We start from the raw sequence: 23,172 nt of genomic DNA on the forward strand, positions 1-23,172 counted from the left end.
AGCATCGTTGAACCAGTCATGACAGGTTCCATACTCATAGTCGACGACGATCCCGTGCAGCGCCGGCTGCTCGAGGCGGCCGTGACGAAATTCGGCCACAGTGCGATCATCACGGATGGCGGCGAGGCCGGTCTCGACGCTCTCGATGGGCCTCATGCGCGGGACGTTTCAGTGGTTATCCTCGACCTCGTCATGCCGGGCCTCGACGGCATTGGCGTGCTAAAGGCGATGCGTGAGCGCGGCATCCATGTTCCGGTCATCGTGCAGACCGCTCAGGGCGGCATCGAAACCGTCGTTTCGGCGATGCGTTACGGTGCTTTCGATTTCGTCGTCAAGCCGGCCTCTCCCGACAGGCTGCAGGCATCGATCGGCAATGCGCTCAAGGTCGAGGCGGTCGAGGGCGAAGTGAAGCGCTCGTCACGGCGGCGTGGCGGCCATCTGACCTTCAAGGACATGATCACGCACAGCCCGGCGATGGATCGGGTGATCCGTCTCGGCCAGAAGGCGGCCGCGTCCAACATCCCGATCCTTATCGAGGGCGAATCCGGCGTCGGCAAGGAACTGGTGGCGCGCGCCATCCAGGGCAGCGGCGATCGCCGCTCAAAACCCTTCGTTACTGTCAATTGCGGCGCCATCCCCGACAATTTGGTCGAATCGATCCTGTTCGGCCATGAGAAGGGGTCGTTCACCGGTGCCACCGAAAAACACACCGGCAAATTCGTCGAGGCGCATTCGGGCACGCTCTTTCTCGACGAGATCGGCGACCTGCCGCTCGACGTGCAGGTCAAGCTGCTGCGCGCCGTGCAGGACGGTGAGGTCGACCCGGTCGGCGGGCGTTCGACAGTCAGGGTCGACATCAGGCTGATCTCGGCGACACACCGCAATCTTCTGCAGCAGGTCAAGGACGGCAAGTTCCGCGAGGATCTGTTCTACCGGCTGAACGTCTATCCGATCTTCGTGCCGCCGCTGCGCGACCGTCGCGACGACATACCCCACTTGGTCGAGCACTTTTTGGAGAAGATTGCGCCCACCGATCCACGTCACCGTCTGCACGGCATTTCGGCTGCTGCGCTTGCCATGCTGCAGGCCTATGACTGGCCGGGAAACATCCGGCAGTTGGAAAATGCCGTCTTCCGGGCCTCGGTGCTTTGCGAAGGCAATGTGCTGACCGAGGAAGAGTTTCCTCAGATCCGGGCGCAGGTCGAGGGAACCGTCAACCTCGATGCGCATGTCGCGTTGCCATATCCCGCGCCGGCCACCAACGGCAACGCTGCGACCGAGCTCGATCCGCCAGTTGTGCCGCTGCCCCGCTTCGGCACGCTGCGGGCGCTCGATGAACGCGGCAATGTGCGCGCACTGGCCGACGTCGAACTCGAAATGATCAAGCTCGCCATCAACCATTACAACGGCCAGATGAGCGAAGTTGCCCGTCGCCTCGGCATTGGCCGCTCCACGCTCTACAGGAAGCTCAAGGAATACGGCATCGATCCGGAAACAGGCCGTATCGACCAGCTTGCTTCCTGACAAAACAAGTCCGATCAGCTTGCCAGCCTGGCAATCAGGACAATCGTCGATGAGGCGTCAGGTACATCGGCCGGCTGCCTGCGGCTTTGTTCACGCATTGAGGCGGCCGGTAACAGATCGTGTTCAAGGCAAAGGCCGAAACCTGATCTAAACCAGCAGTTTACCAAGAAACCCTGCGCAATATTTTTGACGGGATATCGCCACGGTGTTACCGCATTTCGGCTTCAATAAGCGATGATTAACCATTAGGATCGATATTCGGATGCGAACATCACCGCATCCGTTGGTCAAATCCGGGGACAAACGGCAGCCTGCAAGGCCTTTTGATTTGAACAAAGTCGAACGACACACAAACGGGCGGCACTATCACATGAGCGTCTGGCCGAGATGGCTGGCAGCCGTGATTTTCGCCTTTGGTTTCCTTGTAGCGGCTGAGACCGGCGCCAGCGCGCAGACGCGTTCGCTGAAACTCTATAACCTCCACACCAAAGAGAAGGCGGAGATCGTCTTCAAGCGCGGCGGCCGCTACGACCAGTCGGGTCTGAAAAAAATAAATATCATCCTGCGCGACTGGCGCCGCAACGAGCCGACCAAGATGGATCCGCGCTTGCTAGACCTGGTCTGGGAGGCATATCGGCAAAGCGGCGCCTCGGGCTACATCCAGGTCGTTTGCGGTTATCGCTCGTCGTCTACGAACTCGATGCTGCGCAGCCGCAGCAGGGGCGTTGCCAAGAAAAGCCAGCATACGCTTGGCAAAGCGATGGACTTCTACATTCCCGGCGTGCCGCTGAAGAAACTGCGCGATATCGGCCTCAAGATGCAGGGCGGCGGTGTCGGCTATTACCCGTCGTCTGGCTCGCCTTTCGTCCACATGGATGTCGGCAATGTGCGCCACTGGCCGGGCATCAGCCGCCAGGAACTGGCGCGCGTGTTCCCCAATGGCAAGACGCTGCACGTGCCAAGCGACGGCAAGCCACTGCCCGGCTATTCGCAGGCGCTCGCCTCCTACAAGGCGCGCAAGGGCGCCGGCAGCCCCGCCATCGAACTGGCCAGCGCAGGTGGCGGTTCCAAAAGATCCGGTGGCCTGCTGGCGGCTTTCTTCGGCGGTGGTGAAGACGAGGCGGACGACAGTGCCGATGTAGCAGCCGTACCAGCGCCAAAGCAGAAGACCGTCAAGCTGGCCAACGCGAAGCCGGCGCCAGCAGCCAAGAGCGGCAATCTTCCAGGCATTGCCATCGTGTCGCCTCAGGATGCGCAACGCGCCGAGATTCCGCAAATCGCCGATGCGCCTGCTCCGGAACTGGAAGAGGACACGCCGGAAACGATCATCGCGGCGCTGCCGGCACGCAGCGTTCCGCTGCCTGATTTCGCCCCGCGTCCGAAGACCGATGTCGGCGCCCAGCCGCCCGAAAACGTTCCGTTCGGCGTGGCGGATGCCACTGCCACCACCGAACAGGCGGTGGCAACCGCGCAAGCGCCGGCAAGCACCCCCTTCGGCATGGCCGATCCGTCCGCTGCCGCCGATTCGATGCAGGCTGTGGCCAACAACATTCCGCTGCCGACCTGGCGTCCCGATCACTCGCTGCCGACCGACCTTGCTGCGACCGATCTTGCGCCGCAGGACAAGGATGTGCTTTTGGCGCTGGCGGATACGGCCGGGCGCGGCAAGACCGCTACCGATGCATTCTCGGTGCTGCCGTCGGCGCGGCCCGACGTGGCCGAACTCGACCAAATCAAGCCCGACCAAAACCAGGCCGACCAAGTCCAGTCCGATGCCGTCAAGGCCGTCCTCGAGCGGGTCAGCGCAACCGACGAATACCAGGTCGCTTCGCTCTCACAGCCGAGCTCGGTCCTCGTCGATCCGGCGAACGTCAATGCCGCATCGCCGCGTCAGGCTGTTTTTGCCCGCCCGGCCGGCTCCGATCCGGCTGCGGCGATCGGAGCGGGTGTGAAAACCACCCGCAAGGCAGCGAGGGCGACCGTCCGTGACCTGAAGCCTGGTCCGAAGTCCGTGGTGGTCGCCGCCGAGCCGAAGGCCGCACGTTGGGCGCTCAACAGCGGCGAGAATGTCGCCACCGTCTCCAGCGCAACGACAGCGCCGCGCTATGCCTACAACATCGTGCACACGCCGCCGAGCGAGGTTTACACCGCGGGCTTCCAGTCGAGCGATCAGATGGCCGACGCCAACCGGTTCACCGGCAATGCCGTCAAGTTCCTGTCGGTGGCCCGCTTCCAGACCAAGTAGCGGATCGATCGAGCAATATAAAAGCCGCTCCGGGCAACCCGGGCGGCTTTCTTGCTGCAGCAATCCAAATTGCGCTGAAAGTGTCGCTAGCGCCCGAGCTTGCTCGCCGCGCGCGCCAAGGCTTCGATTTCGTCCCACCTGCCGGCCTTGACCAAATCGTCCGGTGCTACCCAGGAGCCGCCGACGCAGATGACGTTTGGCAGGCTCAGATAGTCGGCGGCGTTCTTGCCGGTGATGCCGCCGGTCGGGCAGAATTTGACATCCGCCAGCGGCGAGGCGAATGCCTTTAGCGATGCGATGCCGCCCGACTGTTCCGCCGGGAAAAATTTCAGGAAACGCAAGCCTGCCTCGCGGGCGGCCATGATCTCGCCCGGCGTGATGGCGCCGGGCAGCAACGGCACGTCGCTGTCCTTCGCGGCTGCCAGAAGCTCGCGGGTGATGCCGGGGCTGACGATGAACTTCGAACCGGCAGCTGCCGCCTCGCCGAATTGGCGCGCGTCCAGAATGGTGCCTGCGCCAACGACGGCGTCCTCGACTTCGCTTGCCACGAGCCGGATCGCCTCCAGCGCATCGGCGGTCCGCAGTGTGATCTCGATCGCCGGCAGGCCGCCGCGCGCCAGCGCGCGCGCCAGCGGCACGGCGTCGGCGACATTAGCGATCTTCAGCACCGGGATGACCGGCTGGCCGTTAAGGAGCGACAGTAGCTTTTCGGTCTTGCTGGGCATTGTCGTCTCTCCGTATTGATCCGTTCAACCGGTTAGCAGAAGGCTGTTTTTCTGTCCACGAAACGACGCGTGTCGCAGTGTCACGCACTGCCGGCTATCAAAGCTGCCAGGGAGAGGCTGATCCACGCATCAGCCTTGAAACGGCTCTCATCAGCGTTTAGTGGCTTCGGCGATGACCAATCAACCTTTTCGCGTCGCCGCGCTCTACCGGTTTGCCCGGCTCAACGACTTCGAGGCGTTGCGCTCGCCGCTCGCCGCCTTCTGCTGCGGACGCGGTATCAAAGGCACGCTGCTTCTGGCGCATGAGGGCATCAACGGCACGGTCGCCGGCAGCGAAGCCGATATCGCCGGGCTCATCGCTTATCTCGAATCCATCGAAGGCCTCGCCGGTCTCGAGGTCAAGTACAGCAGTGCCGCTGCAATGCCGTTCCACCGCATGAAGGTGCGGCTGAAGCGCGAGATCGTCACCATGGGGGTCAGGGATATCGATCCGGCGGCAAGCGCCGGCACTTATGTCGCGCCGGCCGACTGGAACGCGTTGATCTCGGATGCGGACACGATCGTCATCGACACGCGCAATTCCTATGAGGTGTCGATCGGCACCTTCAAGGGGGCGGTCGATCCCGGCACGACGAGCTTTCGCGAATTCCCGGCCTGGGTCGAGCAGCATCAGGCCGAGCTCGTCGGCCGGAAGGTGGCCATGTTCTGCACCGGCGGCATACGCTGCGAGAAGGCGACAGCCTATGTGAAGTCGCTCGGGTTCGAGGACGTATTCCATCTCAAGGGCGGTATTCTGAAATATCTCGAAGAAGTGCCCGCCGAACAGAGCCTCTGGAAGGGCGAGTGTTTCGTCTTCGACGAGCGTGTCTCGGTGTCGCACGGCCTGGTCGAGGGGGAGGCCGAACTGTGTCGCGCGTGCCGGCATCCGCTGACCGGGCAGGACCTGTTATCGCCGAAATACGCTGCCGGCACCTCGTGCCCGCACTGCTTCGACGCTCGTTCGGACGAAGATCGCGCGCGCTATGCCGAGCGCCAGCGCCAGGTCGAGCTGGCGCAAGCGCGCGGGGGTCGCAGCCATATCGGACATTAGAGCGTACTTCGCGCGCCCACTTGAACACCCAAAGTACGCCCTAACACATCTGAACTGCGCATCGTGCTTTCCAAAAATTGCGGGCCGTTGCGTTAGGACAAGATAAATCCTGACATCACCTTGCGTCCGCCGTCGCTAGTAAAGCGCTCATCCGTCATTGTAATGTCAATATGCGGGGCCTACCTCTCCAACGTCCGAAAACCTGCCCGTGCAAATTCGGCCGGGCCAATTCTGGAGGCATTGATGTTCGATCCCAAGAAGCTTCTCGACGATCTGCTCGGCTCGCAAATTCCCGGAACGGGGTCGACCGTCCGCGACAAGGCGGGTCAGGCGGTGCAGATGGCCAAGGACAATCCGCTGGCCGCCGGTGCGCTCGCTGCGGTGCTGCTTGGAACCGGCGCCGGCCGTCAGGTCACCGGCACCGCGGTGAAGCTCGGCGGCCTGGCTGCGATCGGCGGCCTCGCTTACAAAGCCTACCAGAACTACAAGAGCGGCAGCGCGCCAGCTGAGACGCAGGTGGCTGGTGAACCGGAATTGCTGCCGCCGCCCGCCGACACCCCCTTCCACCCCTCGCAGGCGCCGCAAGGCGAGAACGAATTCACGCTGACGCTGGTGCGGGCGATGATTTCGGCGGCGAAGGCCGACGGCCATATTGACAACGAGGAACGGCAAAAGATCGCCGGCAAGCTCAGCCTCGCGGGCATCGACTCCGACGCCGAGAAATTCCTGATTTCGGAGCTGGAAACGCCGCTCGATCTGGATACGCTGGTCGCCGGCGCCCAAACCGACGCGCAGAAGCTCGAACTCTACACCGCCTCGCGCCTCACCATCGACCCGGATACGCGTGCCGAACGCGGCTATCTCGATCTGCTCGCCGGCCGCCTCGGCCTGCCGGACGCGCTGGTCGACCACGTCGAGGCGACGGTGTCGGCGGCAAAGGTGCCGGCATCGGGCGCCAGCAAGTCAGCAAAGGTCGCCAGCAAGACCGCGCCCAATTCGCGCTGGTAGGCTGCAACCATAGAGGGCTGACCGGCAAGATTTCGCGCTAACGTTTCGTTAACCCGGCAAGCGCATGATTTTAGGCAGTCGGATCGGCTTTCCTCCTCCCAAGCCCGGTTCGGATCAGGGCGGCCGCCAATGGCCGCCCTTTTGTTAACGTCATCGGTCTTGTGACGCGTCATCGGTCTTGCCATCATTCCCATCATTTGCGATGGCTCGCTTTCTTCGGAGGAACCTATGGCAAATTACAAAACAGCCATCGTCACTGGCGCCGGCACGGGCATCGGCAAAAGCGTCGCTACGGCGCTGCTCAAGTCCGGCTGGAATACGGTGTTCTGTGGACGCCGCGAGCAGGTGCTCAAAGAGGCAATCGCCGAGGCAGGATCGACACAAGCCAAGGCGCTGGCGGTTGCCTGCGACATTAGCAAGGCCGACCAGGTCGACGATCTGTTCGAGACGGTGGCGGCGGCTTTCGGTCGTGTCGACCTGCTCTTCAACAATGCCGGCATGGGCTACAAGTCGACGTTGATCGACGAGATCCCGGTCGAAGTGTGGAATGACATCGTCGGGGTCAATCTGACCGGCTCGTTCCTATGTGCCCGCGCCGCCTTTGGCGCCATGCGCAGGCAGCGGCCGATGGGCGGCCGCATCATCAACAACGGCTCGGTGTCGGCCTACGCGCCCCGACCGGGCTCGGTGCCCTATACCGCGACCAAGCACGCCATTACCGGGCTGACCAAGACGCTGGCGCTGGACGGCCGGCCCTATGACATCGCCTGCGGCCAGATCGACATCGGCAACGCCTTGACCGAGATGGCGCAAGCGATGACGGTCGGGGTGCCGCAGGCCAATGGCTCCATCGCCGCCGAAGCGGTGATGGACGTCGAGCGCGTCGCCGATGCCGTCGTTCACATGGCCAGCCTGCCGCTCGATGCCAATGTGCTGTTCATGACCGTGATGGCGACGAAGATGCCGTATGTCGGGCGAGGGTGAGCAGCCGATCTAATGCATGTCGCTCAAAAGTGCGCAGCGGTTTTGAGATAAAGACATGCATAAAAACAAGAACTTAAAGCGCGTCGCATGAATCCTTTCAGACGCGACGCGCTCTAGGATGGCGCGACCGAAAGCGGCACGCCGGGAAGATACAGCGAAATCGGGCGGATTTCGTAGACGGCGGTCGGATTAACGCGACGAAGGTCGCGTGCAACCGCGATCGCGGCATCACGCGTGGCGCAGTCGACAACGTAGAGCCCCAACAATTGCTCCTTGGTCTCGGCGAAGGGGCCATCAATGACCATTCCGGCACCCGGCCCGCGCAAGGTAAAGGCGTCTTGTGTCGCCCCAAGCCGCGCAGCCGGCCCAAGAACGCCTTCCCGGTGGAGCCGATCGTTGATCTGGAGCAGGTCGGCCATCAGCGCCGCGTCCTCCTCCGGCGTTAGCGCCGTGATCGCTTCTTCCACGTGATAGGCGAGGATTGCGTAGAACATCTGACGTCACCTTTCGTCGGTCGCATGATCCCCCGAAATCGATTTCGGGATTGCGGTTGCCTCACTTGCCCAGAAACGCCTCGATCCGCTGCAGCGCGCGCAGGATGTTCTCTTCGGAGTTGGCGTAGGACAGCCTGATATAGCCTTCACCCAGAATGCCGAAATCAGGCCCGCCGATCAGCGCCACGCCGGCATCCTCGAGCAAAGCCGAGGCGAGTTTCTTGGCCTTCCAGCCGGTTTTTGAGACATTGGGGAAGGCATAGAATGCGCCCTTCGGCGTGATGCAGGAAACGCCAGGCAAAGCGTTCAGCCCCTCGACCACGACCTTCCTGCGGCGGTCGAAGGCACGCATCATCTCGTTGACGGCGTCCTGCGGGCCGTCGATGGCGGCGATGCCGGCATATTGGCTCGGCGCATTGACGCAGGACCAGCAATTGACCGCCAGCTTGCGCACCTTGTCGTAGAGGTGGGCGCCCTTGTCACCATTCGGCCAGATCGACCAGCCCATGCGCCAGCCGGTCATCGCCCAGGTCTTCGACCAGCCGTTGAGCACGATCAGCCGGTCACGGATTTCAGGGAAATTGAGCAGCGAACAGTGCGTCTCGCCGTCATAAGTCATCACGTCGTAGATCTCGTCAGAGAGGATGGCGACATCAGGGTGCGCTTCCAGCCCCTTGACCAGCTTCTCGATCTCGGCGCGGGGGGTGACCCCGCCGGTCGGGTTGGCCGGCGAGTTGAGGATGAGCAGCCTGGTCTTCGGCGTGATCAGCGCCAGCGTCTCCTGCGCCGAGAAGGCAAAGCCGTTCTCCTCACGCATCGGCACCGGTACCGGTTCGGCGCCGGTGAACTCGATCATCGAGCGATAGATGGGAAAGCCGGGATCGGGATAGAGGATTTCAGCGCCCGGTTCGCCGAACATCAGGATCGCGGCAAACATGGTCGGCTTGCCGCCGGGCAGGATCATCACGGCTTCGGGCGACACCTCGACGCCGGTGGTGGTCAGCGTGCGGCGCACCACCGCTTCGCGCGTCGCCAGCAGGCCGTTGGCCGGCGTGTAGCCGTGATGGCCGTCGCGCAGCGCCTTGATCGCTGCCTCGACGATGTGCTGCGGCGTCTTGAAGTCGGGCTGGCCAATGCCGAGATTGACGATATCGCGGCCCTGAAGGGCGAGCGCGGTGGCACGCGCCAGCACCGCGAAGGCATTTTCCTCGCCAAGACGATCGAAGGCCGAAATCGTGTGGAGCATTTTTCCCGTCCGTGTGGTTCTTGCATCGAGCGAGCGTTTTTGTGAGCCTCCGCTCACAAAAGTCAAACGGATTGGAGTTTTTGGTGTCGGAAAACCTTGAGAATTGGCAACCGCGCCCGCGGCCTGAACGCAAAGTGCTGGAGGGTCGCACCGTCAGGCTTGAACCGCTCAGCGCTGAAAAGCACGGCGACGGCTTGTTTGAAGCATCTTCGGTGCCCGACATAGATGGCCGCTTCGCTTGGCTGCCCGACTACCCACCGCAGACCCGTGCCGCCTTCCAGCCTTGGCTGGACAAGGCTGAAGCCAGCGAAGATCCGCTGTTCTTCACCGTCATCGACAGGCCCAGCGGGAAAATTGCCGGACGCCAGACGCTGATGCGCATCGATCCGGCCTATGGCGTGATCGAGATCGGCAACATCTATTGGGGTCCGCTGATCTCGCGTAAGCCGGGAGCGACGGAAGCGCAGTTCCTGTTCATGAAATACATTTTCGACGAGCTTGGCTATCGCCGCTACGAATGGAAATGCAACAACCGCAACGAGCCGTCGAAGCGCGCGGCGGAACGTTTCGGCTTCAAGTTCGAGGGCATTTTCCGCCAGCATCTTGTGGTCAAGGGCGAAAACCGCGATACCGCGTGGTATTCGATCATCGACAAGGAGTGGCCGGCATTGCGCAGAGCCTATGAGGCATGGCTCGATCCGGCCAATTTCGATGGCGACGGCCGACAGAAGCGACGGCTGGAGGATTTCCGCGCCGAGTTCGGCGCGTAGCGGGAGTTGGTGAATGGCGCATACCCATGATCACGGTTCGCAGGGGCATGCCCACAGCCACGGCGCCGGCCATGCGCACGGCTCAACCGATAAGAAGCGGGTGCTGATCGCGGCCTGCCTGACCGCTGGGTTCATGATCGTGGAAGCGCTTGGCGGTCTCTTTACCGGATCGCTGGCACTGCTGGCGGATGCCGGCCACATGCTCGCCGATTGTATCGCGCTCGGCCTTGCCTGGTATGCTTTTCATCTGGCCGGCCGGCCGGCCACCGTTCGCCTCACCTATGGTTTCGGCCGTGTCAAGACGCTGGTTGCCTATACCAACGGCATCGCGATCTTCGCCATTGCGCTGTGGATCATCTATGAGGCTTGGGAACGCCTGCTGACGCCCGCGCCCGTGCTCGGCGGGCCGATGCTGGTCGTTGCGATCGCCGGCCTTCTGGTCAATATCGCCTCTTTCTTCGTGCTGCATGGCGGCGACCGCGACAGCCTGAACATGCGCGGCGCCATCCTGCATGTGCTCGGTGATCTGCTTGGCTCGGCGGCAGCGATCATAGCTGCGCTGATCATCCTGGCGACCGGCTGGACGCCTATCGATCCGATCCTGTCCGTCCTTGTCTCGCTGCTGATCCTGTCCACGGCCTGGTCGCTGATGCGCGAAGCAGCCCATGTCCTGCTCGAAGGCGTGCCGGCGAGCCTCGATCGCGACCTGATTGCCAGGGACATAGAGGAGACGGTCAAGGGCGTGCGCGAGGTGCATCACATGCATGTCTGGTCGCTCGATGGGTCAAGCAACATGGCGACCTTGCATGCCTGCCTCAACGAGGGGGTCGACGCCCATGCCGCAGTCAGCGCCATCAAGAAGCGGCTCGCGGCCGCGCATGGTATTGCCCATGCCACCGTCGAACCGGAATTCGGCCAGTGCGCCGACAGCCATCACGAGCATGACGAGCACGATCATACGCACGAGGCGGCACCGCATGGTGGCCACTATCACTGATCCAGGGAACTTCATGGCATTGGCAATGAGCTTAATGAACCCCCGCCGCGCCGGGACAACTTGATGGACCGCGACACGCGCAATGCGGCGATAGGCGCCCTCTGGGTGCTGCTGCTGTTCGGCATCGCCGCCTACTATCTGCCAACGGTGATGCTGGCGGTCGGCCGCGTCTCGACCATTCTTGCAGCTGCCATTGCCGCTGTCTTCATGGTGGCGATCTTCGTCGTGTTCTGGCTGCGCGGTCGCAGCCAGCGCAAAAGAGGAAAATGATATGCGTATTTTGATTACCGGCGCGGCAGGTATGGTCGGCCGCAAGCTCATCGCCCGGTTGGCGAAGGACGGAACGCTCAGCGGCCGGAAAATCGCCGCGCTCGACCTTCACGATATCGTGCCGCCGCAGGCGCCGGTCCTGGAAGGCGTTGATGTTGCCATCCACACCGGCGATCTTGCTGCGCCGAGCGCGACGGAAAGGCTGGTCGCGTCGCGCCCCGACGTGATTTTCCACTTGGCAGGTGTGGTATCGGGCGAGGCGGAAGCCAATTTCGATCTCGGCTACCGCGTCAATCTCGACGGCACCAGGGCGCTGTTCGATGCCATAAGGCTGACCGGGTTTGCGCCGCGTGTCGTCTTCACCTCGTCGATCGCCGTGTTTGGCGCGCCATTTCCGGACGTTATATCAGACGAATTCCACCCGACACCATTGACCTCCTACGGCACGCAGAAGCTGATGGGCGAAGCGCTCTTGGCCGACTATACGCGGCGCGGCTTCTTCGACGGCATCGGCATCAGGCTGCCGACTATCTGCGTCAGGCCGGGAAAGCCGAACAAGGCAGCCTCCGGCTTTTTTTCCGGTATCATCCGCGAGCCGTTAAGCGGCCAGGAAGCGATATTGCCGGTGCCGCGCTCTGTCTTGCACACCCATGCCAGCCCGCGCTCGGCGGTGAATTTTTTGATCCACGCAGCAGGGATCGACGGCAGTGCCGTCGGTCCGCGCCGAAATCTGACGATGCCCGGCGTCGCGGTCACGGTCGGCGAGCAGATCGAGGCGCTGGAACGCATTGCCGGCGCCAACGCGGTGAAACTGATCCGCGAGGAGCCCGACGAAACGATCTGGGCGATCGTCAAGGGCTGGCCGACACGGTTCGAGGCGCGGCGGTCGAGGGAGCTTGGCTTTGCCGCCGAAACCAGCTTCGACGACATCATTCGCGCGCATATCGAGGACGAGCTGGACGGAAAAGTCGCGAGCTAGAGTGCATCCAGTCGAACGCGCCCAAGCGTCATCCGCCAGCCGTCAGGCTTGCCGAAAGCAGCAGCAATCCGAACAGGAAGACGAAGGCCGCGCCGCCGATTTCGACGATCGAATGGATGCGGTTGCCCATGCGGCCGTCGCCGGCGAAATAGACCGCCCAGTTCTTGGCCGTCACCGCCAGCGTCGCCAGGATCGAGACGGTGATTGCGGTGCCGAGCGCCATGGCCAGCACCGACATTATGCCGCCGAACCATAGCCCGTTGAGCATGGCAAAACTCAGCACGATCAGCGCGCCCGAGCAGGGCCGGATGCCGACCGCAGCCACCGCCGACCAGGCAGTGCGCCAGTCGAAGCGGTCGCCGGAAAGCAGCGCCGGGTCGGGCGCGTGGGAATGCCCGCATGTCTCGCAGATCTCGCCCGCCGCGTGGTGATGATGATCGTGCCCGCCATGGTGATGGTCGTGTGCGCCGTGATCGTGGTCATCATGATCGTGGCCGGCGTGGCCATGCGCGTGAAACGCATGGGAATGCACCGAATGCGCATGTGCAGAATGGCCTGCGTGCGAATGGCCGGCATGGGCGGCGGAGAGGCTGTAGGCAGGGTTCGCGCCGAACAGGCCAAGGATAGCAGGACCGGCCTTGCGCCACAGAAGCCAGGCGCCGAACAGCGTGACGAAGACATAGCTTACAATTTCGAGGAACCATGCTGCGTCGGTCATCGATATGGCGGTGCCGCGCAGGACGAAATAGGCGAGCATCATCACGAGGATGGCCGTCAGCGCCTGCAGCAGGGCCGAGACGAAGGACAGCATGATGCCGCGCTTGAGCGCAACTTCGTTGGCCACCATGTAGGACGAGATCACCGCCTTGCCGTGACCGGGGCCGGCGGCATGAAAGATGCCATAGGCGAAGGACAGGCCGATAAGCAGCCACAGCTTGCTGCCGTCCTCGCGCATCGCCTTCATCGCGCCGGCAAGCGCGCGATAGAATTCCTGCTGGCGCAGATTGATCCACATCAGGACGTGGGCGAACGGGCCGGTTGTGGGAGCTATCCCGTCATTGGTGCCGATGCCGAGCGAGCTCTGGGCGTGGGCGGCGCCGAGCAAGTGCGTCAGCACGAGGGCGACGGCCAAAAGGCCGAACGCCAAACGCAGGGACGGTTTCGTCACTGGATTATCCTTCTCGCTGACAGTTCATTTCAAGCTTGGTCGCAAAAATCTTGCTCATATCCGTGCCCGTCGGATCGTTGAAGAAGGCGTCCGTCAGCGTCTTCTGGTTCTCGGCGATCGCCTCGTCGGGGTTCGGACGAACGACCTTGCTCGTGCATGTCGACGGCATGCCATCGACCTGCAGATTGGCGTCTTCGGTGAAATCGATCGCCGTATAGAAGGTCGGGTCGTAGACGCCGATATCGATCTTGCCGGCCAGCTTCATCGGCCCCTTCGGTTCGGATTCGAACAGGATGATGAGTTGGTCGTTCTCGAAATTGGCCATCAACTGCGGTGGTGGGTTCATCGCTTCGTCCTTGCCGTCGACGGTGACGAGCTGGAAGTAATTGAACTCCGCCAGCGAAGCATGGACGGTGTCGGCGACTTCCTTCAACTCCTTGTCGTCGAGTTTCAGGTCGGAATTCTTGTCGAATTCCATCATCACCGTGCTCGAAAACAAATCGTCGAAGCGCCAGAGATGGCGCAACGCCTTCACACTTTGGTGATCCGGGCTGAGAACCACTTCGAGGCGGGCCTCGGCGAAGACGTGGGGATGCACTTCGGCCGGCACGACCATGGCAAATGTCGCCGCCATGGCCGAAGCCATCATGATTGCTTGCCGTTTCAGATGCATTCTCGGTCGCGATTCCATCGACTTCGGTAAATATCGAGAGTTACCAGAAAGGGGGCGAAAATGGGACCGCAAGGCGGCTGAAAGCTCATGCGCTGTCATTCGTCTTGAACCACTGCACCAGGAAGTCGACAAAGACGCGAACCTTGGCAGGCAAATAGCGCCGGTGCGGATAGACGGCGAAGATGCCGCTACCGGAAAGGATGCGGTCGTCCAGTACAGTCACCAGCCGGCCGCTTTCGATATCTGGCGCGGCGATGAAATCCGGCAGGATGGTAAATCCCAACCCAGCCACGGCAGCGGCCCTTGCGGCCATCGGACTGTTGACCTCGATCGGACCGGAGACCGAAACGCTCACCGTGTCGCCGCTGTCGCCCTTGAACGGCCAGTTGGTCATCCAGCGGCCATTTGTATCGATGATGCAGGGCATGCGGCCAAGGTCCTGCGGCCGCACCGGCATGCCGTGCTTGGCAATCAGCTCGGGAGATGCGCAGAGCCGCACCGAAAACGGCGCTAGCCGCCTCGCGATCAGCGAGGAGTTTTCCAGCCGCGAAATGCGCACGGCGAGATCGAACCCTTCCTCGACCAGATCGACGAAGCGGTCGTCGAGATGAATGTCGAGCACGATGTCGGGGTGCTGCTTGGCGAAGTCGATCAGCGACTGTCCGATCGGTGCGTCGGCAAATGTGCGCGGCGCTGAAAGCTTGATCCTGCCGCGCACGTCGCCGGAGGATTCGCGCACCGCATCGGCGAGGCTGTCGACCTCGCGCACGATTTCGGAGGCGCGCCGGTAATAGGTGTGGCCAGCCTCTGTCATCGAAAACTGCCGCGTGGTGCGGTTGAGCAGAAGCGCGCCGAGTTCGTCCTCCAACTCGCGCACATATTTGGACAGCAGCGCCTTGGAGCGGCCGATCTTGCGCGCGGCCGCCGAAAAACCTTCGGCCTCGACCACGTCGATGAAGGCGCGCATGCGGGTCAGCGTATCCATGTCATGCGCTCCCCATGGTGTTCGCTCCTTGGTTGGCTGAAAGGATGCGCGCGGCAAGCGTCAGCAACTGCCGGTCGCTGTTCTTTGGTCCGAGCAGCGACAGGCCGAATGGAGCGCCGTCGACTTTACCGAGCGGCAGGGTGATCTGCGGAAAGCCTGACAGGCCGGAAAGACACAATAGTCTCAGCGCGCGTTCGCGGTACGTCTGTAGATCGTCAAAGGAATTGGCCTTGAGCGGGGCGGCGCCCGGCACGGTCGGCAGCACAAGAACGCCGTCCTCGCCAAGACGCTCGGCAAGTTCGAGACGGAAGGCGCCGCGGCGCTGCGTTTCATGTCGCGCCGTCGCGGCGTCGATGGTCGCGCCATGCTCGAATCGTTCCTTGACGCCGGGGCCCAGCATCCGGTTTTCCTGCGAGATCCAGGCACCATGATTTTGCCAGGCCTCGTATCCCTGCAGCTTGCGGAAGCACCAGTAGAGATCGTCGGTGGAATGCGAGAGCGGGCCGGTGGTCTGCGGCGCGCCGATAATCGAAGAGACATGCCGGATCATGCCGCGGTATGCATCGGCTTCCTGCGGGCCGAGCACGAGCCCGTCCAGCGCATCGAGCGCGAGGGGGCGTTGTAGTTCGCGACGGTGCAGATCGTCGCCGAGCAGTACTGCGCCGACCTTGTCATAGGTGGCCATATCCTTGGCAAACCACCCGAACGTGTCGAGGGAAGAGGCCAGCGGCATGGTGCCATCGAGCGAAATGCGGCCATGCGTAATCCTGAGACCGATCAGACCGCAGAAACTTGCCGGCGCGCGGATCGAGCCGCCGGTGTCGGACCCGGTGGCGATGTCGGCAAGACCACCGGCGACCGCCGAGGCGGATCCGGACGACGAACCGCCGGTGATGCGGTCGGGTGCGGCCGGATTGACCGGCGAGGGGAAATGCGCGTTCAGCCCCATCAGCGAAAAGGCGAACTCGTCGGTTTGCGTCTTGGCGACGAAGCACGCGCCCGAATCAAGCAGTGCCTGGACGGCAGGCGCGGTTGCTGTGGCGGGCGAGGCCTCACGCTGTCTCTGCGGATTGCCGCAGCCGGTGCGGTAGCCGGCCACGTCGAAGATGTCCTTGACGGCCAGCCGCAGGCCGGCAAGCGGGCCTGATTGCCTATTGGCACCATGTATCTGCCTTGGGATCTGGTCGAGGTCGAGAAAAGCGTTCAAAGGGCCGCGAGTGCCTGTCATGCGTTCAATATCCGGATACAGTCTGTCCAACATTGTTCGCCGTTGGAAATTTTACAACCTTGCCTGTCGATTTTTATTGATTGTGAAATCCTTCGACCTTATATCGCGCTTGCCCAAAGTCGCACGTGCCTGTGGGTGTCCGCCGATCCTCAAAATGGTGAGGGATATCGGTAAGGTAACTGGAGCCAACCCCTCCAGTCGGTTTAGTGGCCAACCACCAAACCGAGGACACCTTGAAGCAACGACGGTGCGGGCCTTTCTGGTGTTCTGCCGGTCGTCCAAAGACCGGGGTTACTGAAGAGGCACACCTTCATTGCCGGCAGTGCGGACGGGTCTCCCATCCAAGCCAAGGCAGACAAAGCGAACCGAGGCCGGGCAAGGCCAAGGTTCACCGCCGCGAGACGGCGCTTCATGGTTCCGGGGTCTCCACCGGCTGGTTCCATGGATTTTCGTCCCGCCTTTGTCCACCGCGTGTTCGCGAGGCCGAGAGCCCGCGTCCCGCAGCCTTTGTGCGCGCCGAAGGGCGCTGATGGAGAGACCCCGATGGCTACCCAGCGTATCCTTGACTTCCTCGCCACCCGACGTCCGAACGGCCCTTGCCTCGTCGTCGATCTCGATGTCGTGCGCGACAATTTCCGCGCCTTCGAGAAGGCGCTTCCCGATTCCAAAATCTACTATGCGGTGAAAGCAAACCCGGCGCCGGAAATCCTGCGCCTCCTTGCTGCGATGGGCTCGTCCTTCGACACCGCTTCCGTTGCCGAAGTCGAGATGGCGATGGACGCCGGTGCGCCGGCGGACCGCATCTCCTTCGGCAACACCATCAAGAAGGAGCGCGACATCCAGCGCGCCTTTCAGCTCGGCATCCGGCTGTTCGCGGTGGACTGCGTCGAGGAGGTCGAAAAGATCGCTCGCGTTGCACCCGGCGCCCGGGTGTTCTGCCGCGTGCTGACCGACGGCGAAGGCGCCGAATGGCCGCTGTCGCGCAAGTTCGGCTGCGTGCCTGATATGGCGGTCGACGTGCTGCGCCATGCGAGGACGCTCGGCCTCGACGCCTACGGCGTGTCGTTCCATGTCGGCTCGCAGCAGACCGACCTCACCGCCTGGGACCGCGCGCTGGGCGATGCCAAAAAGGTGTTCGCGTCGCTCGCAGAGGAAGGCATCGTGCTCAAGATGGTCAATATGGGCGGCGGCTTCCCGACCCGTTACCTCAGGGATGTGCCGGTGGCACAAGCCTACGGCCAGGCGATCTTCTCGGCGCTGCGCAAGCATTTTGGCAACGCGCTGCCCGAGACCATCATCGAGCCGGGCCGCGGCATGGTCGGCAATGCCGGCGTCATCAAGTCGGAAGTCGTGCTGATCTCGAAGAAGGCGGACAACGACAATGTGCGCTGGGTGTTCCTCGACATCGGCAAGTTCGGCGGTCTCGCCGAGACGATGGACGAGGCGATCCGCTACCCGATTGTCACCGCGCATGACGGCACCGAGACCGCGCCTTGCGTGCTCGCCGGTCCGACCTGCGATTCGGCCGACGTGATGTACGAGAAGACGCCATATCCGCTGCCGCTGTCGCTGACCATCGGCGACGAGGTGCTGATCGAAGGCACCGGCGCGTACACGACGACCTACGCCTCGGTCGCTTTCAACGGCTTCGAGCCTCTCCGATCCTACGTGATCTGACGGTTCGAGAGAACCGCTCAGATCATCCCAGGTGGGCGCCTGTCGCCCGCCCGGGCTCGCCTGTGGAACAATCCGCTCGTGAAGGATCGCGGAAATGGACGTTGTAGATTTCATTGTTGAAGACGCTGCGGGCTGGCAAATCTCCCCCCTCGAGGGGGAGATGGCCGGCAGGCCAGAGGGGGTCGTCTCGCGTGAGGCGCCGACGTCCTTCGCCCACGATAGGGCGTCGCGTCAGGACGTGCCGACCCCCTCTGTCGCCTGTGGCGACATCTCCCCCTCAAGGGGGGAGATTGCTGTCGCATTTGCCATCGTCGCCGAAACCGCTGCCGACGTTCCGGCGCGCGAGGCCTTGCTCGATCGCGCCATGGGGCCGAAGCGCAGGAAAAAATCATCGGAGAAGCTGCGGCGTGGCCGCCGGCCTTCGGAAGGCCTGGCCTTTGTCGCGCGCGATGCTTCGGGCGCTGTCACTGGCACGGTGCGGCTATGGGATGTCGTGCTGGGTGAGGGCGGTCGGGCAGCCCTTTTGCTTGGCCCGCTCGCAGTCGATCCGACCATCAAGAACGCCGGCATCGGCTCGGCGCTAATGCGCCATGCGATCGCCGAAGCCGCGCGTCTCGGCCACGCTGCGGTCCTCCTGGTCGGCGACGCGCCCTATTATGAACGCTTCGGGTTCTCGGCGGAGAAGACCGGCTCGCTGGCCATGCCGGGCCCTTATGAACGGCACCGCTTGCTGGCGCTTGAACTGGCGGAAGGCGCGCTCGCCGACGCGCAGGGCACGCTGAAGGCGGCAGGGCGCAAGCTGAAGACACAGCGGCTGCCGCTCGCTGCCTGACGGACCGGAAACAAGCCGCCGCCCAACGGGCGGCGTCTTCTTTTTAGCCCGGATCGGAGTGGATCAGCCGATCAGCTGGCTCAATGCCATGGCGACGCTCATGTCACCTTCGACCTTTATCTTGCCGGACATGAACGCCATGGTCGGGTTGAGATCGCCTGCGATCAGCGACTCCAGATCGTCGAGCGAAAGCTTTATGGTGCAGTCTGCTGGCGCGTCGGTGGTCGACACATCAGCGCCGTCGATGACGATGACACCGTCGCCGCCGGTGTCAAACTTCACGGAACGATCGAACCCGGCACTCGCCACGCGCGCACTAATCTTGTCGGCAATTTCCTGAACGCCCATGGCCGTTCTCCTCGTCTCGTTGCGTTTGTCGCACATTGATACTGGGACATTTCGATCTGGCCGAAATCGCCGCCTTGTGCATTTCGCGATCACGGTCGCTGGCGCATATAGCTTTGGGTTGACGTTTACGTCAACGCGGTTCGCCGAGATGGAGATGGGTTTTATCGCCGCAGCGTAGCCGGCCGTCCACGCTACCTGTGGCGGCCGGTGTTGCGGTTGCCATGCGATGTGATGCGGCGCTATGCCGAAGAGCTCGACAAGGCAAGGCGGGATCTGTCGGGCGGGGCTAGGGCCGAGCCGCATGCCCCGGGGGGCTGTCACGTCGTGAACAACACGATGATGATCGCAGATGTGACGGTCGGTAGCCGTCGTACCAAAATCTGAAACTCCAGCGGATGTTCCTCCGGTGGCTTGTTTGCCCAAAATCGGCAATCAGGGCAGCTGTAGCCACCAATCAGGGCAGTTATGGTTTGCGTCATTTAAACAGACGAGGACATTGGCCAAGCCTGTCCCTAGCGTGGGCTTGGCCTCATGCGCTCGGAAGTGATGCAAACGGGATCATGACGTCAGATTTCAAAGAGCGGTCATCTCACGCGGCGACCGCACGTTCAGGGGACGGAGGATGGCCCGTATTCGGGAGGCGAGGATCGAGACCCCCCTGATGGCGCTACAATCGGGGATGTTCAGTGATGAAAATTAAAAGTCTGATCAAGCGTGCCGAGAAGGTCGATAGAGCGTTCAAGGAGCTCGAAGCCGATTTGGCGGATGCGTTCGATGAGTGTCTCAACCTGGACGACCAGTCGTCGGTGGAGGCCGGCCCGCTTGAGAATCTCGCGGCAAAAAATGACAACTCTCAGTCTGACGGTACGGACGAAACCGCACGGCGGCTGACTTCCCATGCACAGACCCGATTGGCTGCATTAAACGCCGTCGATGGGCTCTTCGACGATGCCAGGGAGTATCTGGAGGAGATCAACACCAAATTATCGGAGATCGCTACCTCGCACCATTTGACAGGCGAATTCCTGAAGCTGCTTCACGGGGATATTCTTCGCGCCAACGAACTGGAACTGGCAAATGTCAACCTGACCACGCAGCAAAGAGTGCTGTCGGAGCAGCTCCATGATGCGACCAAAAGGCAGCGCGAGCGCGAAAGCGCCGTCGAGACCCTGCAGCAGCGCGAGACGAGCCTGGTCGAGGACAAGGAGGCACTTCGCGGCGCGCTGGCTGCAGCGAGGCTGGAACTCGTCGTGGCAGGCAATGCGAGCGCAGAACGCGAAGCCGAGTTCGGCGATCTCGTCAAGACGCTTTCGGCCAGAACGGCCGAGGTCAACAGATGCTCACGCGAGAACGAGATACTGCGGGAAAAACATGTCAGCCTGTCTATCGACCTCGACAAGGCGCAGAAACGGGAAGCTGAGGCGCGGCACAGGCTGGATGAACTCTCGGCGATTCATGCCAGTGATGCCACGCGACTTTCGGAACTGCTGACTGCGCTCGGCAAGAGCGAGAAAGAGGAAATGCGATTGCAGAAATCGCTCGATGTCGCGCAAGCGAAGCTGTCGGAAATGACGGAAGCGGCCCGCCTCGTGGAGGGTGACAGGGAAGCGGAGCGTGCACGTAGTGTCGCCGAGATCGGCGGCCTGCGCTCTGAAATCCGCAATCTCCAATCGCGATTGGAGGTTGCCTCGAACGAGAACAGTCAAGCCGCCAGCGAGATCGCCAAGCTCAAGGCTCAATGGGCTGACGCTGTGACCGAAAAGCAAATTGCCGAGGAAAGGTTGTCTGCTCTCAGAAAGGAGCACGAAAACGACAAGATGAATCTTTCTACGGTGAGCGCGAATTTTTCGCAGCTTTCCCTGCAGCAGGCATCGGAACAGATACAGTTCGATGTCCAGAGGCAGGAGTGCGAAGATCTGCGAGCCGAAGTCGCGTTGCTCGATGCCCGGGTCAAGGAGCTGTTGCCCTATGAGCGCCTCCACAAGGTCACAAACGCCAGACCGCATGAAGACAGCGTGGTCGAGCTCACCGGCGTCGTGGCGGAAAAGGCCCGCGCCACAAGCCGGCGGCGCGTTCGCACGAGCCTGCGCGCCGCATCCTGACGCGCAGGATGGGCTGCCCACATAAAGCGGTTCATCGTTTCACGGAAACGCCGGACCGGCCTATTTCTTGTTTTTGCGCAATTCCCCGGGCAAAGCGCTAAGCGCTTTTCCCTGAAAAACCGTTTCACATTTTCCTGGAATTGCTCAGTGCTCGATCGGTCCTTTGGGCATGACGATTGCCGTGCCGGCGGTTGTCGGACGCTCGATCATGCGGCGGACGCGCGGCGGCTCGTCGCCGCTATGGAGCGCCCGTATGCGCTCGCCGATGACCGCGTCGGCATGGGTGGCCCGCTTATTGTGGCGGATGTATTCGAGCCATGTCGGGGTGTGATAGTGCTCGATCCATATTGCGGGATTTTCAAGATCGCGCGCCAGCGTCCAGTTGCGGGCGCCGTCGCGGCGGCGAATGCGGCCGCGTTCGGCCATGGTGGCGAGGAATTCCGGCACGTCCTCCTCGCGGATGACGTACTCGATCATGATGGCGATAGGGCCGCTGCGCGGCTTGAGGTCGAGCCCAAGATGCGGCTCCTTGAAGCGGTTGAGTGGATCGAGGTTGAGCACCGCATGCTGCGGCAGCGGCAAAAGCAGGCCGATGGCGCCGCCCGCCAGCATCGCCACGCTTGCCGCCATCAGCGCGGTTTCGGCGCCATGCGCGTCAGCCACGACGCCCCAGATCCAACTGCCGAGCGCGATGCCGCCGAAGGTTGCCGTCTGATAGACCGACAGCACCCGGCCGACCACCCAGCGCGGCGTCGACATCTGCACCGTGACGTTGAAATGCGACAGCGCGAGCACCCAGCAGGCGCCGCCTACGAGCAGTCCGAGCGAGGTCTGCCAGGCTTGGTCGCTGACGGCGGCATTGAAGGCGCAGAGCGCGAAGCCGGCGAATGCCATGCGCACCATCGTCTCGCTGGACAGGATCTGCCTCAGTCGGACGCTGATCAGCGCGCCGCCGACGGCGCCGATACCGAAAGCACCGAGCATGATGCCGTAGGTCAAGGCGTCGCCGTTGACGACATCGCGCGCCACCAGCGGCAGCAGCGCCAGAACCGCGCCGGCGCTGAAGCCGAAAGCCGCACCCCTGACCAGCACCTTGCCGATGTTGGGCGACATGGCGACGTAGCGCAGGCCGGCGCCCATCGCCGCGCCCAGCGTCTCGCGCGGCAGTGTCGAGGCCGGCAAGTCCGGCTTCCAGCGGGCCAGCACGATGATGAGACCGACATAGCTCAATGCGTTGGCGGCAAAGGCCGCGGCTGCACCCGCAGCGGCAACGATGATGCCGCCGATCGCCGGGCCGACGCTGCGCGTCAGGTTGAAGCCCAAGGAGTTGAGCGCGACGGCCGCAGGCAGCTTGGCGCGCGGAACCATGTCGCCGACCGACGCCTGCCACGACGGGTTGTTGAGCGCCGTGCCGCTGTCGATCAGGAAGGTGAAGGCGAGCAGCGTCCACGGCGTTATCAAGCCAAGGTAGGTGAACACTGTCAGCAGAACCGAGACGACCAGCATGAAGATCTGGGCAATCAGCATGACCTTGCGCCGGTTGAAGCTGTCGGCGATCGCACCGGCAACCAGCGCAAACAGCATGATCGGCAAGGTGGTCGAAGCCTGGACCAGCGCAACCTGGTAGGGCGAGGTGGCGATGGTGGTCATCATCCAGGCGGCGCCGACGCCCTGGATCAGACCACCGAAATTCGAAACCAGACTGGCGGACCATACAGCGCGAAAAATGCCATGCCGGAACGGCGCCAGCGCCGAGACGCGTTCGCTGTCCGGCTCGTCGTCGATCATGGATGCTTCCCCGACTTCAAATGCTGCCTTCTTCCAGAA

At 62.6% G+C, this 23,172-nt stretch carries 21 protein-coding genes; 12 read left to right on the plus strand and 9 right to left on the minus strand.

The window, feature by feature from the left end:
- Positions 1 to 18 precede the first annotated feature (18 nt).
- Both ABID19_RS21945 and ABID19_RS21950 read left to right on the plus strand, forming a co-directional pair.
- Positions 19 to 1,524 (plus strand): sigma-54-dependent transcriptional regulator, encoded by a 1,506-nt coding sequence (locus ABID19_RS21945; RefSeq protein ID WP_354493065.1) that lies wholly within the window; start codon positions 19 to 21, stop codon positions 1,522 to 1,524.
- A gap of 370 nt (positions 1,525 to 1,894) precedes the next feature.
- Positions 1,895 to 3,769, plus strand: a complete 1,875-nt coding sequence (locus ABID19_RS21950; protein ID WP_354493066.1) for a DUF882 domain-containing protein — start codon at positions 1,895 to 1,897, stop codon at positions 3,767 to 3,769.
- Positions 3,770 to 3,855: 86 nt separating this feature from the next.
- On the opposite strand, the gene ABID19_RS21955 is transcribed toward ABID19_RS21950, so the two are convergent.
- Positions 3,856 to 4,494: a 2-dehydro-3-deoxy-phosphogluconate aldolase gene (locus tag ABID19_RS21955; RefSeq protein WP_354493067.1), complete on the minus strand. Its 639-nt coding sequence runs from the start codon at positions 4,492 to 4,494 to the stop codon at positions 3,856 to 3,858.
- Between the two features lie 172 nt (positions 4,495 to 4,666).
- On the opposite strand from ABID19_RS21955, the gene trhO reads away from it, so the two are divergent.
- The 3 genes from trhO to ABID19_RS21970 all read left to right on the plus strand — a co-directional run bounded on the left by trhO (position 4,667) and on the right by ABID19_RS21970 (position 7,576).
- Entirely contained in the window at positions 4,667 to 5,584 is a 918-nt protein-coding gene (trhO, locus tag ABID19_RS21960; RefSeq protein WP_354493068.1) for an oxygen-dependent tRNA uridine(34) hydroxylase TrhO, read from the plus strand.
- A 243-nt stretch (positions 5,585 to 5,827) separates the two neighbouring features.
- Positions 5,828 to 6,592, plus strand: a complete 765-nt coding sequence (locus ABID19_RS21965) for a tellurite resistance TerB family protein (protein ID WP_354493069.1) — start codon at positions 5,828 to 5,830, stop codon at positions 6,590 to 6,592.
- A 228-nt stretch (positions 6,593 to 6,820) separates the two neighbouring features.
- On the plus strand, positions 6,821 to 7,576 hold the full coding sequence (locus ABID19_RS21970) for an SDR family oxidoreductase (protein WP_354493070.1): 756 nt from the start codon (positions 6,821 to 6,823) through the stop codon (positions 7,574 to 7,576).
- Positions 7,577 to 7,689: 113 nt separating this feature from the next.
- On the opposite strand, the gene ABID19_RS21975 is transcribed toward ABID19_RS21970, so the two are convergent.
- The gene (locus tag ABID19_RS21975; protein WP_354493071.1) at positions 7,690 to 8,070 is read right to left on the minus strand and encodes a YciI family protein; all 381 of its coding nucleotides are present in this window, start codon (positions 8,068 to 8,070) and stop codon (positions 7,690 to 7,692) included.
- 61 nt (positions 8,071 to 8,131) lie between these two features.
- A complete protein-coding gene (locus ABID19_RS21980) occupies positions 8,132 to 9,316 on the minus strand; it encodes a pyridoxal phosphate-dependent aminotransferase (protein WP_354493072.1) in 1,185 nt (394 codons plus the stop codon).
- A gap of 83 nt (positions 9,317 to 9,399) precedes the next feature.
- Here ABID19_RS21980 and ABID19_RS21985 point away from each other — a divergent pair, with 83 nt between their 5' ends.
- The 4 genes from ABID19_RS21985 (at position 9,400) to denD (ending at position 12,332) form a co-directional block, all read left to right on the plus strand.
- Entirely contained in the window at positions 9,400 to 10,086 is a 687-nt protein-coding gene (locus ABID19_RS21985) for a GNAT family N-acetyltransferase (protein WP_354493073.1), read from the plus strand.
- A gap of 13 nt (positions 10,087 to 10,099) precedes the next feature.
- Positions 10,100 to 11,083, plus strand: a complete 984-nt coding sequence (locus ABID19_RS21990; protein ID WP_354493074.1) for a cation diffusion facilitator family transporter — start codon at positions 10,100 to 10,102, stop codon at positions 11,081 to 11,083.
- A 63-nt stretch (positions 11,084 to 11,146) separates the two neighbouring features.
- Positions 11,147 to 11,353: a hypothetical protein gene (locus ABID19_RS21995; protein ID WP_128241839.1), complete on the plus strand. Its 207-nt coding sequence runs from the start codon at positions 11,147 to 11,149 to the stop codon at positions 11,351 to 11,353.
- Position 11,354: 1 nt separating this feature from the next.
- Positions 11,355 to 12,332 (plus strand): D-erythronate dehydrogenase, encoded by a 978-nt coding sequence (gene denD, locus ABID19_RS22000; RefSeq protein ID WP_354493075.1) that lies wholly within the window; start codon positions 11,355 to 11,357, stop codon positions 12,330 to 12,332.
- 28 nt (positions 12,333 to 12,360) lie between these two features.
- Here denD and ABID19_RS22005 read toward each other — a convergent pair whose 3' ends face one another.
- The 4 genes from ABID19_RS22005 to ABID19_RS22020 form a co-directional block, all read right to left on the minus strand.
- Positions 12,361 to 13,500 (minus strand): nickel/cobalt transporter, encoded by a 1,140-nt coding sequence (locus ABID19_RS22005; protein WP_354493076.1) that lies wholly within the window; start codon positions 13,498 to 13,500, stop codon positions 12,361 to 12,363.
- Between the two features lie 4 nt (positions 13,501 to 13,504).
- Positions 13,505 to 14,173: a DUF1007 family protein gene (locus tag ABID19_RS22010; protein WP_354493077.1), complete on the minus strand. Its 669-nt coding sequence runs from the start codon at positions 14,171 to 14,173 to the stop codon at positions 13,505 to 13,507.
- Between the two features lie 85 nt (positions 14,174 to 14,258).
- Positions 14,259 to 15,158 (minus strand): LysR family transcriptional regulator, encoded by a 900-nt coding sequence (locus ABID19_RS22015; protein ID WP_352933167.1) that lies wholly within the window; start codon positions 15,156 to 15,158, stop codon positions 14,259 to 14,261.
- Between the two features lies 1 nt (position 15,159).
- Positions 15,160 to 16,386 (minus strand): amidase, encoded by a 1,227-nt coding sequence (locus tag ABID19_RS22020; RefSeq protein WP_354493078.1) that lies wholly within the window; start codon positions 16,384 to 16,386, stop codon positions 15,160 to 15,162.
- Positions 16,387 to 16,929: 543 nt separating this feature from the next.
- Here ABID19_RS22020 and odc2 point away from each other — a divergent pair.
- Both odc2 and ABID19_RS22030 read left to right on the plus strand, forming a co-directional pair.
- On the plus strand, positions 16,930 to 18,063 hold the full coding sequence (gene odc2 / locus ABID19_RS22025; RefSeq protein ID WP_352933171.1) for an ornithine/lysine decarboxylase: 1,134 nt from the start codon (positions 16,930 to 16,932) through the stop codon (positions 18,061 to 18,063).
- Positions 18,064 to 18,331: 268 nt separating this feature from the next.
- Positions 18,332 to 18,895 (plus strand): GNAT family N-acetyltransferase, encoded by a 564-nt coding sequence (locus ABID19_RS22030; protein WP_435528766.1) that lies wholly within the window; start codon positions 18,332 to 18,334, stop codon positions 18,893 to 18,895.
- Between the two features lie 63 nt (positions 18,896 to 18,958).
- Here ABID19_RS22030 and ABID19_RS22035 read toward each other — a convergent pair whose 3' ends face one another.
- A complete protein-coding gene (locus ABID19_RS22035) occupies positions 18,959 to 19,243 on the minus strand; it encodes an SCP2 sterol-binding domain-containing protein (protein ID WP_127293338.1) in 285 nt (94 codons plus the stop codon).
- A 689-nt stretch (positions 19,244 to 19,932) separates the two neighbouring features.
- Between ABID19_RS22035 and ABID19_RS22040 the strand changes: the two genes are divergently transcribed.
- Complete coding sequence (locus ABID19_RS22040) at positions 19,933 to 21,345, plus strand: coiled-coil domain-containing protein (RefSeq protein ID WP_354493079.1); 1,413 nt, start codon at positions 19,933 to 19,935, stop codon at positions 21,343 to 21,345.
- A 144-nt stretch (positions 21,346 to 21,489) separates the two neighbouring features.
- On the opposite strand, the gene ABID19_RS22045 is transcribed toward ABID19_RS22040, so the two are convergent.
- A complete protein-coding gene (locus ABID19_RS22045; RefSeq protein ID WP_354493080.1) occupies positions 21,490 to 23,133 on the minus strand; it encodes an MFS transporter in 1,644 nt (547 codons plus the stop codon).
- Between the last annotated feature and the right edge of the window lie 39 nt (positions 23,134 to 23,172).

This window comes from Mesorhizobium robiniae (assembly GCF_040545535.1).
Taxonomy (GTDB): domain Bacteria; phylum Pseudomonadota; class Alphaproteobacteria; order Rhizobiales; family Rhizobiaceae; genus Mesorhizobium; species Mesorhizobium robiniae.

Bases quoted from the DNA above. Each gene is read 5' to 3' on its own strand.
- ABID19_RS21945 (WP_354493065.1), top strand. From the start codon at position 19: ATGACAGGTTCCATACTCATAGTCGACGACGATCCCGTGCAGCGCCGG.
- ABID19_RS21950 (WP_354493066.1), top strand. From the start codon at position 1,895: ATGAGCGTCTGGCCGAGATGGCTGGCAGCCGTGATTTTCGCCTTTGGT.
- ABID19_RS21955 (WP_354493067.1), bottom strand. From the start codon at position 4,494: ATGCCCAGCAAGACCGAAAAGCTACTGTCGCTCCTTAACGGCCAGCCG.
- trhO (WP_354493068.1), top strand. From the start codon at position 4,667: ATGACCAATCAACCTTTTCGCGTCGCCGCGCTCTACCGGTTTGCCCGG.
- ABID19_RS21965 (WP_354493069.1), top strand. From the start codon at position 5,828: ATGTTCGATCCCAAGAAGCTTCTCGACGATCTGCTCGGCTCGCAAATT.
- ABID19_RS21970 (WP_354493070.1), top strand. From the start codon at position 6,821: ATGGCAAATTACAAAACAGCCATCGTCACTGGCGCCGGCACGGGCATC.
- ABID19_RS21975 (WP_354493071.1), bottom strand. From the start codon at position 8,070: ATGTTCTACGCAATCCTCGCCTATCACGTGGAAGAAGCGATCACGGCG.
- ABID19_RS21980 (WP_354493072.1), bottom strand. From the start codon at position 9,316: ATGCTCCACACGATTTCGGCCTTCGATCGTCTTGGCGAGGAAAATGCC.
- ABID19_RS21990 (WP_354493074.1), top strand. From the start codon at position 10,100: ATGGCGCATACCCATGATCACGGTTCGCAGGGGCATGCCCACAGCCAC.
- ABID19_RS21995 (WP_128241839.1), top strand. From the start codon at position 11,147: ATGGACCGCGACACGCGCAATGCGGCGATAGGCGCCCTCTGGGTGCTG.
- denD (WP_354493075.1), top strand. From the start codon at position 11,355: ATGCGTATTTTGATTACCGGCGCGGCAGGTATGGTCGGCCGCAAGCTC.
- ABID19_RS22010 (WP_354493077.1), bottom strand. From the start codon at position 14,173: ATGCATCTGAAACGGCAAGCAATCATGATGGCTTCGGCCATGGCGGCG.
- ABID19_RS22015 (WP_352933167.1), bottom strand. From the start codon at position 15,158: ATGGATACGCTGACCCGCATGCGCGCCTTCATCGACGTGGTCGAGGCC.
- ABID19_RS22020 (WP_354493078.1), bottom strand. From the start codon at position 16,386: ATGACAGGCACTCGCGGCCCTTTGAACGCTTTTCTCGACCTCGACCAG.
- odc2 (WP_352933171.1), top strand. From the start codon at position 16,930: ATGGCTACCCAGCGTATCCTTGACTTCCTCGCCACCCGACGTCCGAAC.
- ABID19_RS22035 (WP_127293338.1), bottom strand. From the start codon at position 19,243: ATGGGCGTTCAGGAAATTGCCGACAAGATTAGTGCGCGCGTGGCGAGT.
- ABID19_RS22040 (WP_354493079.1), top strand. From the start codon at position 19,933: ATGAAAATTAAAAGTCTGATCAAGCGTGCCGAGAAGGTCGATAGAGCG.
- ABID19_RS22045 (WP_354493080.1), bottom strand. From the start codon at position 23,133: ATGATCGACGACGAGCCGGACAGCGAACGCGTCTCGGCGCTGGCGCCG.